Consider the following 12,412-nt stretch of genomic DNA (forward strand, 5'->3'; position numbering starts at 1 on the left):
ACAGAACCGGTCATGTTGGAGCCGTCCGGTTAGGCGGAAGATAGTTCCGTTGCGAATATGTTCGCAACACCAGCAGTGAGTTCTCCCCAGTGCTCGGCAACGGTCGCGATCGCCGCGTCGCGGTCGGCGAGCGACGGTCGGTTACTGTCGATCGCCCCGAACACTCGACGAATTTCGCCGTCAAGAAACTCGGGACGACAGTGCGCCATTCCGAACGCGGTGGTGTCTTGGCCAATCGTTCGGGGCCGACCAGCCCAGGCATAGGTGTCTTGCAGAATGTAGGCGTGGATGGCCTGCAGGTGGCCGAAGGTGAAGTCACCGCCCGCCAGAGTCGGGTCTCGCTCGAGTTCGGCGATTCGTATGCCAGCAACGATCCTCTCGCGCTCAGCCAGGTCTGCTGGGTCGAGGTTGAGCTTTTCGACTTCATCAAGAAGGCCGGGCAAAGGGGTGCTTTGCCCGGCCTCGCTGGCTTCGTTACTACTCACCGCAGGGGTGGCGGTCTCGATTCCGTTTCCGTTGGCGATACTTCTCGTCGAGCGCGGCGATCTCTCGCTCGGCGGTAGTCTCCCCACGCAGGACACGTCGCACTACGGCTTCGTCGTCGTCGGTCAGTGGCATCCCAGCCATTTCATGGCCTGCTGCGACGGCCGCGAACATTTCGTCCTCGGTGCGCGTGACGTTCGGTGCAGCCATGGTCGAACTCCTCCCTGATCGGATCACTACCTATTTTACGTGGTGAGGGTTGTTGATGCTGCGCTGTCTAGAGACAGTTAGATGCGGGCGAAGCGTATGGCGAGTCTTCGTCATTCTGCGGGTCTGCTGGTGGACGGTGAGTGCACCCAGTGGCCGACGAGTTCATCAGCCGGTCTGTCGCGGCGACGTCCTGTGTTGGCACACAAGACACACTTCGACTGCGCGAGCCGAACCGATACGATCGTGTGGGCGGTGACGCCGCAACTCGAGATGTGGCCAAGCACCAGACTGGACAACAACCGTTCAGGTCGCTGTAGCAACTCTGCGTCGCCCAGGACACTCGCGTGCATCTGCAGAGAGGCGGTCGAGCGATGAAGGCAATCACAGCAACAGCGAGCCGCGACGGCGCGTTCTGGCTCATCTACGTTCCGGAAGTCGAGCAGTACACACAAAGCAGCAGCCTTGCCGAAGCGCCCGATATGGCTCGTGATCTTGCCGCGGCGCTGTGGGATGTACCGAGCGACGAAGTGGTGCTCGGATCGTTTCAGGTCCAGCCGTCAGACGACTCCGTGACAGGAAGCTGAGCGACCGACAATCGTCTCGAGCGACGCCCGGAGCAAGCGCAAGCGTGAAGTTAGGCTTCCGTCCGCAACGAACTCATCAACGCGTCCCCCGCTGCGGCCCGTGCATCGACTAACCGCTCGACCTCTTGCACCAGTTCGTCTTCCAAGCCGTCCGGCAAGCGTCGCCCCTCGATCGTCCACACCTCGATCAGACTGGCCGCCAACACCACCCACCGCGGCGCGCGGTGACCCCACAGAGCGTCGACGAGTGCCAGAGATTCCTCCGATGCGTCGACGTGTTCCAGGTCTTCAACCCACCGCTGCGACAACGGCCGCGTGTCCGGCGCCGTCGGTTGTTCTTGCTCGGCTTCCGGTTCGTCGCCAACGACCATCAGCAGCTCTTCCCGATACTGCGCGGTCAACAACTCGTCGGCGGTCATTGACGATCGCTGCTGGATGCTCAGCAGATCCTGAAACTCGGGCACCTGATCGGGATGATCTTGATGCCACTGGCGCGTCAAGAGGATCGTCTGCTCCTCAATCATGATCGCCAGCCGCCGACTGACACTCTCCATCTCATCGGCTGTCGCTGCGCGTCCGTACGCCTGCATCAACTCGCGGTATGCATTCTCAGCAAACATCGTGGTCCCTCTCTTTGCTCAACCGTCGGACTCCAGCGGAGTCGCGGTCAGTTGCCTAGTTCAGTCCTCAGCCGGCGCCGTTCGATCCACTCCGCAGCCACCATGCGCCCGTTCTCGAGCAGATCGCTGACTGCCGCGGCGCGCTGCACCATCGTCAACTCGGCCACGCGCTCTCGGTGAGCGTTGAACAGCTCCCGCTCATCCGGTTCAAGATGCCCATAGCAGTGCCGCAGAAACTCGTTCGGCCCGATACATGCCGCGGGATTCGCACAGGCTCTGCCTTTTGACTTCGCGATGGCCGCACACTGAGGACGTTCTGCACGCTCATCGCTCATCACGTTCTGGGTGCCAGGCACCACCGACATGTCGATGTCGTCGTCGGACGGAAATCGAACAGACGGGGCCGCGGGCTTGATCCGCGGCGCGCCACTGCGAACGGCAGCGGCATGTCGCGCGAACACTGCTCGGGGTCGGGACCGCGCGTTCGTCCACGACTCGCTCAATGCGGCGTAACGATTCAGCAAGCTCGCCGCCTTGAACGCATTCACCGTCTCGTCGCGTGCAATCTCAATGAACTGCGCCAACTCGTCGAGATTGAGCGCCGCCTCCTCGCCGAGCATCAGCAACACTGCGTCGCATTCATCCAAGACCGCGACCATCTCGTCCAAGACATCCATCGCCATCGGCGACGCCCATTCTCTGCCAGCATCCGTACCCACGGCATCAAAGTACTACTAGTAGGGCTGACTTTGCGGTCATCTCATCGGGTACTGAGGAGGTGCCCACACGCCCATCCCAGGTCGACCCGAGCCGACTGGAGGCGTGGGCCCGACACCGCAAGGCGGTTGGCCAGAGAATCAGGGCGCTGCGCATCGAGCAGGGACTGACGCAAGAAGCGCTCGCGCTCGAATCCGGCGTGACGCGCAACGTGCTCATCCAGGTCGAACACGGGCGGCGCGGACTGCTCTACGAACGACTCTTCGACATCGCAGAGGTCCTCGGCGTCGGCGCAGGTGAACTGCTCTCCCCGGAGCAATAAGCTGCGGCCGCCGGGTATTCCTCCACCTTCGAGAGCGCCCATGGATTGGACGATCCGACCAGCCAGCGGACGTCCACCGAACCTATCGATAGACCTGACGACTTTCGCCCCGCCGCTCCCCCGCGCAGCCAACAGACATAGTGTTCTCATCGCAACCTATGCACATCAGCGCGCAGTAGCGGAGGTATCGAGCGTGAGTAGCCTGGGCAACTTCGTGTGGGGAATCGCGGACCAACTGCGCGGTGTCTACAAGCCGCATCAGTACGGCGGCGTCATCCTGCCGTTCACCATCCTGCGCCGCCTCGACTGCATCCTCGAACCGACCCGCGACGAAGTGCGCACCTTGGCCGACAAGCACTCCGGCGGCGCCTTGGACGTGCAGGTCAAGCGCAAGACCGGACTGAGCTTCTACAACACCAGCCCGTATGACTTCGCAACCTTGCTCGAAGACCCAGAAGGGTTGCGAGCGAATCTGATGGACTACATCACCAGCTTCTCGTCGAACATCGACGTCTTCGAGCGGTTCAAGTTCGAGAACGAACTCGCCACCCTCGATGAGAAGAAGCGGCTGTATCTGGTCACCTCGCAGTTCGCCGAAGTGGACCTGCACCCCGACTCGGTGCCGAACGCCGAGATGGGCGACCTGTTTGAGTACTTGATCTACAAATTCGCCGAAGCCTCTAATGAGGAGGCCGGCGAGCACTACACCCCACGCGACGCGATCCGCCTCATGGTTGACCTACTCTTCGCCGAAGAGAGCGAAGCGCTGCTCGAACCCGGGACCATCCGAACCATCTACGATCCCACCGCGGGCACCGGCGGCATGCTCTCAGTCGCCGAGGAACGACTGCTGGAACGCAACCCCGACGCCCGACTGCGACTCTACGGCCAGGAAATCAACGACCAGTCGTACGCAATCTGCAAATCCGACATGATCGGCAAGGGACAGGACGCCAACAACATCCGCCTCGGCGACACCCTCGCCGACGACCTCTTCTTCGACCGCACCTTCGACTTCTGCATGTCCAACCCGCCCTACGGCGTGGACTGGAAGGCGTCGCAGGAGTCGGTGAAAAAGGAAGCGCTGGCCACCAACTCGCGCTTCTCTCATGGTCTGCCCTCAATTGGCGACGGCCAGATGCTGTTCCTCTGCCACCTGGCCTCCAAGATGCGGCCCGAACACGACGGCGGCGGGCGTGCAGGAATCGTCCTCAACGGCTCACCACTGTTCAACGGTGCCGCCGAGTCGGGACCGTCGAAGATCCGACAGTGGCTCCTCGAATCCGACCTGGTCGAAGCGATCATCGCGCTGCCGACCAACATGTTCTTTAACACCGGCATCGCCACCTACATCTGGCTGCTCGACAACTCCAAACAGCCCGAACGCCAGGGCAAGGTGCAGTTGATCGACGCAACATCGTTCTGGACCAAGATGCGCAAGAGCCTCGGTTCCAAAAACCGCGAACTCGACGAGGCTGCCCGCAACCGTATCGTCGCGCTCTACGACGACTTCGACGACGCCGACCCCGACCTCTCCAAGGTGTTCACCGCCAACGACTTCGGATATTGGACCATCACCGTCGAGCAACCCCTACTCACCGAGACCGGCAAGGTCTCGAAGGACCGCAAGGGTAACCCGAAGCCCGACACCAAGAAGCGCGACACCGAGAACGTGCCGTTCACCTACGGCGGCAACACCGATGGCGACCTCGGCCGTGACGCAAGCATCAAAGCCTACTTCGACGCCGAGGTGCTGCCACACGTGCCCGACGCATGGGTCGAGGAGTCGAAAACCAAAGTGGGATACGAGATTCCGTTCACGAGACACTTCTACAAGTACGTGCCGCCACGCCCGCTCGCGGAGATCGACGCCGACCTTGAGAAGCAGGTCTCCAGGATCATGGAGTTGCTGCGGGAGGTGGAAGGGTGACCGCGCTTCCAGTTCGCTGGTCGCGCGGACGAATCAAGTGGGACACAAGCTGCACCGCAGGTGCGACTCCGTCAACGGATGAGGCGTCTTTTTGGTTAGAAGGGGACGATCCGAACGGCATCCCATTCGTCGCCATCGCCGACATGAGTCGTCGTGAGATCGTCAGCAACACAGCCAAGTCGTTATCCCTAGATGCAATCGCCTCGCGTTCGATGCCAATCGGCGAACCGGGGACCCTCTTGCTAGCCATGTATGCAAGCGTTGGAGAAGTCGCTTTCCTCGGCCTGCGTGCCACTTGGAACCAGGCACTGCTCGGCATTGAGCCCCGTCGCGACCGCGTCGAGCCGCGGTTTCTTAGGTACGTTCTCCTTGACATGCGCAATGATTTGCTGCGCGATGTACGCAGCAATACGCAAGCGAACCTCAACGCGAGTCAGATCGGCGACATCTGGTTTCAGCGCCCACCCCTCGACGAGCAGCGCGCCATCGCCGACTTCCTGGACCAGGAGACGGCCCGGATCGACACGCTCATCGCGGAGCAGCAGCGGCTCATCGAGCTGCTGCGTGAGCGCCGAGTTTCGACAATAACCCGCGCTGTGACACGGGGAATCGACGAGAATATTCCACTCAAACCTTCAGGCGTCTCGTCGCTTGGAGACATACCCCGGGACTGGCAAGTCATCCGTATAAAGAATGCTGCAAAAGCTCTAATTGGATTGACCTATAGGCCGGAAGACGTGGTCGACTCGGAAGCTGGCGGAACTTTGGTTCTGCGGGCAGGAAATATTCAGAATGATCGGCTGGTTTTTGAAGACAATGTATACGTCAGTAGCAAAATTCCGGAAGCTCTCCGCCTGACAGCCGGCGATATAGTTATTTGCGCGAGGAATGGCAGCTCAAAGCTGGTCGGAAAAAGCGCAGTAGTAACCCCAATCGCGTTAGGGCAAACCTGGGGAGCATTTATGGTGGCCCTACGGTCCGACATGAACAACTACCTACAATGGGTGCTGCGTTCTGAAATTTTCAAGGCTGAAACCGGATTGTTCTCGACGTCTACCATTAACCAGTTAACATCCACAACCCTCCACAACCTCCGATTCGCTCTACCCCCGGTCGACGAGCGATTACGCATAGCTGACTATCTCAGCAAACAAACATCTACTATCGACACACTGATCGCAGAGACCGAGAAATTCATCGCCCTCTCCCGCGAACGCCGCGCGGCGCTGATCACCGCGGCTGTCACCGGCCAGATTGACGTGCGAGACAAGGTGGCCGGATAATGGCTCAGCACAACGAGATCGAGTTCGAGCGAGAAATCGCTGAGTACCTCCGCGCACACGGGTGGCTCTACTCGCCGAACGATAAGGGCTACGACAAAGAACGTGCTTTGTTCCGCGACGACGTGCTCGGCTGGCTGCGTGACACTCAGCCCGAGCAGGTCGCCAAGGTCATCAAGCCCGGCTCCCAAGACGTGACCAAGCAAGAGTCGCAACTCCTCGACCGCATTGTAAAGGTCCTCGATACGCCATTGTCCAATGGCGGCGGCACGCTGAACCTGTTGCGCCACGGTTTCTCTCACCTGTCGGGCAAGTTCACGATGTGTGTGTTCCGCCCGGAATCCACCCTCAACGCCAAACGCAATGCCGACTACGCGGCGGTGCGGCTGCGCGTGATGCGACAGGTCCACTTCTCCACCGCCGACAACCGCTCGGTTGACTTAGTCTTCTTTGTCAACGGATTGCCGGTTGCCACAGCAGAACTCAAAACCGACTTCACCCAAACGGTGATGGACGCGATGACGCAGTACCGCACGTCGCGTCTACCGAAGGACCCTGGCACCGGCCTGCGGCAACCGTTGTTCGCCTCCGGTGCTCGCGCGCTGGTGCACTTCGCCGTCTCCAACGACGAGGTGTGGATGACGACCAACCTTGCCGGGGAGAAGACCCATTTTCTGCCGTTCAATCGTGGCAGTGAGGACGGTGGCGCGGGAAACCCACTGAATCCCAGCGGTTCCCCGTCGTCGTATCTGTGGGAGCGGGTGCTGCAGCGGGACGCATGGCTGAACATTCTGGGCCGGTTGATGTACATCAAACACGAATCGAGCACCGATCCGATCAGCGGAAAGACCAGCAAGCGCTCGACGTTGCGGTTCCCCCGTTTCCACCAATGGGAGGCGGTCACCGGCCTCACGACTGCCGTCACCGCCGAGGGGCCCGGTCACCGTTACCTGATCCAGCACTCGGCCGGGTCGGGCAAGACTGACTCCATCGCTTGGACCGCCCACCGCATGGCACGCCTGCAGGTGGACAACAAGAAGGTGTTTGACTCGGTCATCGTCGTCACCGACCGCAACGTCCTCGACGCCCAGTTACAGGACGCGATCAAGCAGATCGACAACGACCAGGGCATCGTCGTCGCCATCGACCGGGATGAGGCAGCGAAGGCGGGCGGATCGAAGTCGGGGCTGCTCGCGAAGGCACTCACCGATGGCAAGCTCATCATCGTCGTGACCATCCAAACGTTCCCCTACGCGATGGCGGCCATCAGGGAGAACAAGGGCCTCAAGGGCAAGACGTTCGCTGTGATCGCCGATGAGGCGCACTCGTCGCAGTCCGGGCAGATCGCGGGCAAGCTCAAAGCGGTACTCACCGCCGACGAACTCAAGGACCTCGAGGATGGCGGCGAGGTCGACGTCGAAGCGATCCTGGCAGCGGAGGCATCCGACCGCGCCGACTCGTCGAACATCTCCTACTTTGCGTTCACCGCCACACCCAAGGGCAAGACGCTCGAACTGTTCGGCCGCCGCCCCAGCCCAGACGAAAAGCCCGTGCCGTTTCACATCTACACGATGCGACAGGCAATCGAAGAGGCCTACATCCTCGACGTCCTCACCGGCTATCACAGCTTCAAACTCGCGTTCCAGATCGGGCAGAACGCCGCGGGAGAAGCCGAGGAGGTAGATCAATCCGAGGCCACCAAGGCCGTGATGAAGTGGGTGAAGCTCAACCCACAGACGATCGCGCAGAAGTCGGCGATCATCGTCGAACACTTCCGTGAGAACGTAGCCGACCTGCTCGATGGTCATGCGAAGGCGATGGTGGTCGCCGATTCCCGCAAGGCTGCGGTCCGGTTCAAGTTGGCGATCGACGCCTACATTGCGAAAAAGGGTTACGGCTATCTCACGCTGGCCGCGTTCTCGGGAACGGTTCACGACCCGGAATCAGGCCCCGACGACTTCACCGAGGCCAGCATGAATCCCGGTGTGCGCGACCTGCGCACCGCGTTCACTGCAGATCAGTACAAGTTCATGATCGTCGCCAACAAGTTCCAAACCGGTTTCGACCAGCCGCTGCTGTGTGCGATGTACGTCGACCGCAAACTCTCGGGTGTGACGGCGGTACAGACCCTGTCGCGCCTGAATCGCACGTACCGCACGCCATCGGGAAAGCCGAAGACTGCTGCGATGACCTCGGTGGTGGACTTTGTCAACGAACCGTCCACGATCCGTGAAGCGTTCGAACCCTACTTCACCAACGCCTACCTCGAAACCGAAACCGACCCGAACCTGGTGCACGACCTCGGCGCGAAACTCGACACCGTTGCGATCTACACCCAGGCAGAGGTCGACCAATGCGCTGAGGCCTTCGTGAAGAACAAGGGCAACAACGCGCTTGCCGCCACGATAGGGCCAGGCAAGAAGCGATTCGCCGACCGATACAACGCCGCACTCCTAGACAACGGCGGCGAGGGCGACAACGCGGAGCTCGCCGTGCTCGACATGTTCCGCCGCGACGTCGGCTCGTTCGTTCGGCTCTATGACTTCATGTCACAGATCATCGACTACGGCGACCCGGAACTGGAGAAGAAGCAGATCTACCTTCGCCACCTCGAGCGAATCATCCAGCCCGAGAACTACACGGCGCCAATCGATCTCTCTGATGTCGTACTCGAACACGTCAAGCAAATCGACCAAGGCAAGACTGACATCAGTCTCGGTGCCAACAAGGTGGGGTTGTCGGGTCTTACAGCCGCCGGCTCCGGTGAGAAGCGTGACCCGACAATGGTGGCGTTCCAACAGGTTCTCGACCGCCTCAACGACCTGTTCGGCTCCGAGGACTTCACCCAGAACCAAAAGGTGTCGTTCATCGAGTCTCTGCTTCGGACTTTGCTGGCCGACAATGAGTTGGTCCAACAAGCGAAGGTCAACACGGCGAAGCAGTTCACCGAATCACCCGATTTTGAGTTCGCCGTGACCGGCGCGGTCGCCGATAACCAAGGGGCACACCAGAAGATGAGCGACTACTTCTTCAGTGATGCGCCGGGGCGGGGGCATCTGATGTCGGATATCGCGAAGTGGTTCTACCGCGTCGTCGCCGACGAGAATGCCAAGGCATAGCGCTGGCCCCGGCCCTCCGGATCGATTCGTCTTGGTCAGAGCCCGCCCGGTGTCGGGCGTCCAAGCCGCTTGTACACGTTCTCCAGGTCGAGTCGGATGAGCCGCGACCCCACACGTTGGGCCTCGACTCGTCCCTCCATGATCCAGCGCCGAACAGTAGTGGGGTGGACTTGGTAAATTTCCGCCACCTGAGAAATCGAAACAAACGTACCGGGACGATCTGCGCCGTGCTGTCTTGTGCTCACGTCAGCGATCCTAAGCACACCTGTTCAGTAGAGCAATCTACCAAAGTTGTTGTTTTCTAACAACTTTGGTAGAGGCGACCCCCACATCGAAGCCGCTGATAATCTCGCGCACGCTTTGACCAGGAGCATTCATCGAAAGGGTCGGCATTTCTGCGGGCCAATTACCTCGTCTGGCGTACTCCATAGCGATCAATTCGTTACAAAAGACTGACACTTCAGATACACGCGGGTAGCTGGACAGCTAGATAGCTAGTAGGGAAAGCGACGAAGAAGCGCAGGCACGGCTCGAGAACTAAGTCATAACGTCTCGTCCATCTCGGCCACAAGACGCTCGCGAACACGCATCGCCAGGAGTTCGTCGTCAAGCAATTCCTTGAGCAGGGCGTCGACGACGGCCTGAAACGTCACGCGAGGCGTGCCAGTAGCGTGTGCCGCGTCAGCCTGCCAAGCCAGAACTCGTTGGTTGAGGTCAGCGTCGAGGTTGACCGTCTTGCCGACTCGCCTCGACACCGACGACATCGCGCTCTCGCTCACTGCCCTTGCCGTAACCGATGATCGAGTCGACGGTTGGGCCGCCACGCGGGACGCCTGGGCCCGGATCTGATCTGCTCGTGAGGTCACCGCTGCGCAACCTCCATATCGAGCAGCTGAGCCAGAGCGTCGCCGTATGCAGTGTTCAGCGCGTCATCAATCGGGCAGCCAAAGGCCTGCGCGAAACGCTCCAACCGCGCGACACGCGCAGGCAGGACGTGGACCAGGTCGCTCGCCGCCGAGCGGTAACCCTCAGCAGACGCCGAGTTCGTCACCACCCGGGTGAGCAGCGCAGCAACAACAGGTGGAGTGATCCGCAACGGTCCGACGTCGTCAATCAGCTCAAGGACTGCGCCCAAGCGATCGAAGTCCATGGGCGTCGGCGACATCGGGATCACGATGTGGGTGGCCACGCGCACGGCCGAGGTCACGATGCCGCGGCCGGACTCCATCGGCGGCGTATCGATGACGAGGGCGTCGAAACCTTCCGACACGGCATCCAACCGCCGATGCAAGTCTTTGACGGGCATCCCGATGACGGGTGTGGCCCACTGGGCGAGGTCCGACCATCGAACGAGTGAACAGTTTTCGGGGTCGGCATCCACCCCCAGCACCGACAAGCCTGATTCGGCCAGAGCGTGGAGCAGGTAGGCAGCCGACGTGGTCTTCGTCGACCCACCTTTGAGATTGACAACAGCGATACAAGGCACTGAAAACCCTTCCGGTTCAGCCCGATATGTAAACAGGCACTTAGATTATTGGGTGTTTAGCTAAATGGATAAGTGCGTAATTGGCTGTTCAGCTGAATACTCGACAGAGCCAATTACGTTGCGGTTAAGCCAGTCTCGCTCGTCACGACGCGCTCCCCCGCGCGAGGACGGCCCGAACCTGCGCCATCCCACGTGCGTGCCGCGCATCACCGTCAGGATCGTGATGGCAAGGCAAGCTCCCGCGGTATCCACGTTCGTCGCACATGTCGCACGCTCGAATTGCTAGCCGCTCCGCCGCCACCGCCAGTTCCCGCTCCTCACGCTGGGCTTCGAGTGCGGACAGCCGTCGTCGTTGCTCGAAATCCTCGTGCCGGCGACGTGCGTCTCTGCAAGCGACACAAGGCATGTCGGTCCCGTCGGGGTGACGTTCGCATGTCCTAAATGGAGGTTCGGCGACCACCGTCAATCGCGGACGGTCGACACCTGGACGCGCACCCCCTGTTAGTTCTCTTGTTAAAGACCTTGTTTGTGGCTCATCGGTGACCCACCCCCTGGGTCGCCGATGACCTACCCCCTGGCTCACGGATGACCTAGGTCGCGCATGGCCTGGGTCATCGTCGACCTGGGTCACGAGTGACCTAGGTTCGGCCTCGCGGGCGCCGTCGACAAACCGGAATCGCGTCGGGCGTCCCGGCTGCTCCGACGCAACGACCAGCCCCAACTGCTTGAGTGTTCCGATCGCACGTTTGGCCGTCGCGGGTGAGACACCCATCCGGCTGGCGATAGTCGCAACGCTGGCAAAGCACTCGCGGCCCTGTGCGTCGGGGAAGGACGCCATGGTGACGAGGGTGAGTTTGACTGTGGTCCAGTCGGCTCCGGCATCGGCCGGTCGCTCGACAGCGACCGCCCACGCGGTCAGCTCGTAGGACATGAAAAGACCCCTTCGGCTTATGGCGAAGGGACAACCGCCTACCGGCGGCGACGCTAGACCAGCACTACCGCGAGCGGTACAGTGCTAATCAACGCGTTGGAGGATCATGCGACGATCCCCTCGCCAGACCCCGGCAGGTGCGCTAACACCTAGTCGGGGTCGTTCGTTTCGAGGGGTCCCCGCGTGCGATGTCGACATCTAATCGACATGAGGGTTGCGGAGCTGAATCGAAACCAGCTCTGAGCTGGTCTTTCTCGTTGCTCCCCCACCAGGACTCGAACCTGGAATGCCTGAACCAAAATCAGAAGTGTTGCCGATTACACCATGGGGGATTACTCGCCTAGAAGTGTGCCACAGGCACGGCAGACGATTGTGCCACAGGGGCGTCGAGCTGGGCGGGGTGGTCTCGACAAGCTCGACCAGCGGTGGTCAGCTCGACCAGCGGTGGTCAGCCCGGCCAGCGGGGTGCACGCTCGGCCAGCGGGGTGCACGCTCGACCGACCAGACCCCGACCTAAATGTGTGTCGAACGTAAAGATGTGGGTGCTGCAGCGCACACATCCTTATAAGCGACACACATCTACCGAGCCAGGTGGTCTCGACAAGCTCGACCAGCGGCGGTCGGCTCGACCAGCGGAGTGCACGCTCGACCGACTGTCAGCGGTCATGTAATTCCCCAGGTTGGTGGGGTTGTCCGTCACGTAATTCCTCACCTGTCCGTCACGTAATTC

Annotated in this window: 13 protein-coding genes and 1 tRNA gene; 5 read left to right on the plus strand and 9 right to left on the minus strand. The window is 60.9% G+C overall.

The features are described from left to right. Positions 1-29 precede the first annotated feature (29 nt). Positions 30-485 (minus strand): Fic family protein, encoded by a 456-nt coding sequence (locus A5788_RS00600; RefSeq protein ID WP_156525411.1) that lies wholly within the window; start codon positions 483-485, stop codon positions 30-32. Continuing rightward, the gene (locus A5788_RS23350) at positions 478-693 is read right to left on the minus strand and encodes an antitoxin VbhA family protein (protein ID WP_082937812.1); all 216 of its coding nucleotides are present in this window, start codon (positions 691-693) and stop codon (positions 478-480) included. The genes A5788_RS00600 and A5788_RS23350 overlap by 8 nt, the downstream gene beginning before the upstream one ends. Before the next feature lie 371 nt (positions 694-1,064). On the opposite strand from A5788_RS23350, the gene A5788_RS00610 reads away from it, so the two are divergent. Then, positions 1,065-1,277 (plus strand): hypothetical protein, encoded by a 213-nt coding sequence (locus A5788_RS00610; RefSeq protein WP_064868307.1) that lies wholly within the window; start codon positions 1,065-1,067, stop codon positions 1,275-1,277. A gap of 50 nt (positions 1,278-1,327) precedes the next feature. Here the strand turns inward: A5788_RS00610 and A5788_RS00615 are convergent, their stop codons facing one another. Together A5788_RS00615 and A5788_RS00620 are read right to left on the minus strand one after the other, a co-directional pair. Further along, positions 1,328-1,897 (minus strand): hypothetical protein, encoded by a 570-nt coding sequence (locus tag A5788_RS00615; RefSeq protein ID WP_064868310.1) that lies wholly within the window; start codon positions 1,895-1,897, stop codon positions 1,328-1,330. 47 nt (positions 1,898-1,944) lie between these two features. After that, the gene (locus A5788_RS00620; protein WP_156525412.1) at positions 1,945-2,616 is read right to left on the minus strand and encodes a hypothetical protein; all 672 of its coding nucleotides are present in this window, start codon (positions 2,614-2,616) and stop codon (positions 1,945-1,947) included. 59 nt (positions 2,617-2,675) lie between these two features. Here A5788_RS00620 and A5788_RS00625 point away from each other — a divergent pair, with 59 nt between their 5' ends. The 4 genes from A5788_RS00625 (at position 2,676) to A5788_RS00640 (ending at position 9,265) form a co-directional block, all read left to right on the plus strand. Continuing rightward, entirely contained in the window at positions 2,676-2,936 is a 261-nt protein-coding gene (locus A5788_RS00625) for a helix-turn-helix domain-containing protein (protein ID WP_064868317.1), read from the plus strand. A 193-nt stretch (positions 2,937-3,129) separates the two neighbouring features. Then, entirely contained in the window at positions 3,130-4,866 is a 1,737-nt protein-coding gene (locus A5788_RS00630; RefSeq protein WP_064868320.1) for a type I restriction-modification system subunit M, read from the plus strand. Next, positions 4,863-6,149 carry a restriction endonuclease subunit S gene (locus A5788_RS00635; RefSeq protein ID WP_082937813.1) on the plus strand — a complete coding sequence of 429 codons (1,287 nt, stop codon included), beginning with the start codon at positions 4,863-4,865 and terminating at the stop codon, positions 6,147-6,149. Before A5788_RS00630 ends, A5788_RS00635 begins: the two co-directional genes overlap by 4 nt. Beyond that, positions 6,149-9,265, plus strand: coding sequence for a type I restriction endonuclease subunit R (locus tag A5788_RS00640; RefSeq protein WP_064868323.1), 3,117 nt, complete (start codon positions 6,149-6,151; stop codon positions 9,263-9,265). The genes A5788_RS00635 and A5788_RS00640 overlap by 1 nt, the downstream gene beginning before the upstream one ends. Positions 9,266-9,300: 35 nt before the next feature. Here the strand turns inward: A5788_RS00640 and A5788_RS23750 are convergent, their stop codons facing one another. From A5788_RS23750 to A5788_RS00655, 5 genes are all read right to left on the minus strand, one after another. Continuing rightward, a complete protein-coding gene (locus tag A5788_RS23750) occupies positions 9,301-9,528 on the minus strand; it encodes a helix-turn-helix domain-containing protein (RefSeq protein ID WP_331710800.1) in 228 nt (75 codons plus the stop codon). A gap of 279 nt (positions 9,529-9,807) precedes the next feature. After that, positions 9,808-10,044, minus strand: a complete 237-nt coding sequence (locus A5788_RS00645) for a hypothetical protein (protein ID WP_064868326.1) — start codon at positions 10,042-10,044, stop codon at positions 9,808-9,810. An 83-nt stretch (positions 10,045-10,127) separates the two neighbouring features. Continuing rightward, positions 10,128-10,751: a ParA family protein gene (locus A5788_RS00650; RefSeq protein ID WP_064868329.1), complete on the minus strand. Its 624-nt coding sequence runs from the start codon at positions 10,749-10,751 to the stop codon at positions 10,128-10,130. A gap of 142 nt (positions 10,752-10,893) precedes the next feature. Next, positions 10,894-11,682, minus strand: coding sequence for a helix-turn-helix domain-containing protein (locus tag A5788_RS24530; RefSeq protein ID WP_082937814.1), 789 nt, complete (start codon positions 11,680-11,682; stop codon positions 10,894-10,896). A 260-nt stretch (positions 11,683-11,942) separates the two neighbouring features. Next, a tRNA-Gln gene (locus A5788_RS00655) sits at positions 11,943-12,014 on the minus strand. Between the last annotated feature and the right edge of the window lie 398 nt (positions 12,015-12,412).

Source organism: Gordonia sp. 852002-50816_SCH5313054-c (assembly GCF_001665925.1).
GTDB lineage: Bacteria > Actinomycetota > Actinomycetes > Mycobacteriales > Mycobacteriaceae > Gordonia > Gordonia jacobaea.

Bases quoted from the DNA above. Each gene is read 5' to 3' on its own strand.
- A5788_RS00615 (WP_064868310.1), bottom strand. From the start codon at position 1,897: ATGTTTGCTGAGAATGCATACCGCGAGTTGATGCAGGCGTACGGACGC.
- A5788_RS24530 (WP_082937814.1), bottom strand. From the start codon at position 11,682: ATGTCCTACGAGCTGACCGCGTGGGCGGTCGCTGTCGAGCGACCGGCC.
- A5788_RS00640 (WP_064868323.1), top strand. From the start codon at position 6,149: ATGGCTCAGCACAACGAGATCGAGTTCGAGCGAGAAATCGCTGAGTAC.
- A5788_RS00610 (WP_064868307.1), top strand. From the start codon at position 1,065: ATGAAGGCAATCACAGCAACAGCGAGCCGCGACGGCGCGTTCTGGCTC.
- A5788_RS23350 (WP_082937812.1), bottom strand. From the start codon at position 693: ATGGCTGCACCGAACGTCACGCGCACCGAGGACGAAATGTTCGCGGCC.